Here is a 3141-nt window from a genome sequence, read left to right as displayed (position 1 = left end):
ATCCTGTCCGATCATAGCTACCCAGCACTGCCGTTGGCACGACAACTGGTCCACCAGTGGATCGTTCACCCCGGTCCTCTCGTACTAGGGGCAACTCCTCTCAAGTCTCCTACACCCACGGCAGATAGGGACCGAACTGTCTCACGACGTTCTAAACCCAGCTCACGTACCACTTTAATCGGCGAACAGCCGAACCCTTGGGACCTGCTCCAGCCCCAGGATGTGATGAGCCGACATCGAGGTGCCAAACACTGCCGTCGATATGGACTCTTGGGCAGTATCAGCCTGTTATCCCCGGCGTACCTTTTATCCGTTGAGCGATGGCCCTTCCACTCGGGACCACCGGATCACTATGGCCGTCTTTCGACTCTGCTCGACTTGTCAGTCTTGCAGTCAGGCGGGCTTCTGCCATTGCACTCGACGGTTGATTTCCGACCAACCTGAGCCCACCATCGCGCGCCTCCGTTACTCTTTAGGAGGCGACCGCCCCAGTCAAACTACCCGCCACACAGGGTCCCGGATCCGGATAACGGACCGCGGTTAGACATCAAGCGAGCGAAGGGTGGTATCTCAAGGGTGGCTCCACCGAGACTGGCGTCCCGGGTTCAAAGCCTACCACCTATCCTGCACATCGCTGACCTAATGCCAGTGTGAAGCTGTAGTAAAGGTGCACGGGGTCTTTCCGTCTGACCGCGGGAACCCCGCATCTTCACGGGGAATTCAATTTCGCTGAGTCTGCATTGGAGACAGCGGGGAAGTCGTTACGCCATTCGTGCAGGTCGGAACTTACCCGACAAGGAATTTCGCTACCTTAGGACCGTTATAGTTACGGCCGCCGTTTACCGGGGCTTCAATTCAGAGCTCTCACTCCTCCTTTTAACCTTCCGGCACCGGGCAGGCGTCAGACCCTATACGTCGTCTTACGACTTCGCAGAGCCCTGTGTTTTTAGTAAACAGTCGCCACCCCCTAGTTTGTGCCCCCCGCCCACAGTTGCCTGCGAACGGGGCCTCCTTCTCGCGAACTTACGGAGGCATTTTGCCGAGTTCCTTCAATGCAGTTCTCTCAAGCGCCTTGGTATGCTCTACCAGTCCACCTGTGTCGGTTTAGGGTACGATCTCATGGAGGGCTATTTCCAGGAACCCCTAAGCAGCCTCCTCAATCCGATAAGAAGAAACTACCCTCGGGATCCGTCACCATCTCCTGGCCCAGGAATATTAACCTGGTTCCCATCGACTACGCCTTTCGGCCTCGCCTTAGGGGTCGGCTCACCCTGCTCAGATTAGCTTTAAGCAGGAACCCTTGGACTTTCGGCGACAGAGTCTCTCACTCTGTTTATCGCTACTCATGTCAACATTCTCACTTCCGATCGCTCCACCGCCCCTCGCAGGTACGGCTTCTCAGCTCGACCTTCCGACCAGTGCCGATCCGAAGACAGGCAAAAGTCGGTAGGTCTTTGTCACGGAACGCTCCGCTACCACGCACATAAAGTGCATCCTAAGCTTCGGCTCATGGCTTGAGCCCCGTTACATCTTCGCCGCAAGACAACTTATCTAGACCAGTGAGCTGTTACGCTTTCTTTAAAGGATGGCTGCTTCTAAGCCAACCTCCTGGTTGTTTTGGTCGTCTCACATGCTTTCCCACTTAGCCATGAATTAGGGGCCTTAGCTGTAGGTCAGGGCTGTTTCCCTTTCCACTACGGGCCTTAGCACCCGCAGTGTGTCTGCCAGATAGTACTCCTCGGTATTCGGAGTTTGGTTAGGATCAGTAAGTCTGTGGGACCCCATTACCCATCCAGTGCTCTACCCCCGAGGGTATTCGTCTGACGCTCTACCTAAATAGATTTCGCGGAGAACCAGCTATCTCCGAGTTTGATTGGCCTTTCACCCCTAGGCACACCTCATCCCGACCTTTTTCAACAGGTGTGGGTTCGGACCTCCAGTGCGTGTTACCGCACCTTCATCCTGGACATGCCTAGATCACTCGGTTTCGGGTCTGATCCTACTAACTCATTCGCCCTATTAAGACTCGCTTTCGCTGCGCCTACACCTATCGGCTTAAGCTTGCTAGTAAGACCAAGTCGTTGACCCATTATACAAAAGGTACGCCGTCAGCCTTGCGGCCTCCGACTGTTTGTAGGCGTTCGGTTTCAGGTACTGTTTCACTCCCCTCGTCGGGGTGCTTTTCACCTTTCCCTCACGGTACTGGTTCGCTATCGGTCAGTAAGGAGTACTTAGCCTTCGAAGGTGGTCCTCCGATCTTCAGACAGAATTTCACGTGTTCCGCCCTACTTAATACGTCCAATCATGCTTCGTATACGGGGCTGTCACCCATATCGCCCAGCTTTCCAACTGGTTCTACTCACATTCATGGCTCGGCTGGTCCGCGTTCGCTCGCCGCTACTAACGGAGTCTCAATTGATGTCCTTTCCTCCGGGTACTTAGATGTTTCAGTTCCCCGGGTTTGCTCTTAAAACCCTATGTATTCAGGTAATAAGTACCTGGTTCAGCACGCTGATGATTACCAGAAGGTAACAACAGCAAACTGTCAGGTGGGTTGCCCCATTCGGAGATCTCTGGATCAAAGCCTATTCCCGGCTCCCCAAAGCTTATCGCAGGGTATCGCGTCCTTCATCGCCTCTTACTGCCAAGGCATCCACCAAACGCCCTTCTCGCGCTTGATCCAATCCAGAAGAAGGCTGCCCTTCCTCAGAATCAGAAGTCACATATTCTACCCAGTGGCCCAGAACTCGATTGGACCACCAAGCTTCCCAAGGATGATACGAACGATACAAGATCAGACATATCATCCAGGTCAGTGTTTTTGACTTGGAAAGACTGTAACGCATCCTAGATCAGCACCCCAGCACGCACTGGCGGGGAACCGGCGACATCCGCGGGCAGCCTTGGCAGGCATGTCACCGCGCAACCCTTCTCACGAAGGAAATCGCTCTCTGAGAACCGAAGCCCTCAGACAATACGTAAGACCGTTACGTCTCGTGTATTATTGCTCTCTATACGATGTAAATTCCGTCTTACTGGAAGCACGTAACCCGAAGGCCCCGTGATCGGCCAGACGTTCAAACACACTGCTAAGTGTCCTTGAAGGTATGGTCGACGAAGATATGGTCGATGGTGATGATG

General features: G+C 54.0%; 1 rRNA gene. It reads right to left on the bottom strand.

Annotated features, from left to right (window positions below):
• A 23S ribosomal RNA gene (locus H1S03_RS17260) occupies positions 1-2681 on the bottom strand; the annotation flags it as partial.
• Positions 2682-3141 lie beyond the last annotated feature (460 nt).

This window comes from Pontivivens nitratireducens, assembly GCF_014235845.1.
Taxonomy (GTDB): domain Bacteria; phylum Pseudomonadota; class Alphaproteobacteria; order Rhodobacterales; family Rhodobacteraceae; genus Pontivivens; species Pontivivens nitratireducens.
Note: the sequence above shows the minus strand (reverse complement) of the source record. Positions and strands in the feature narration are given on the sequence as shown.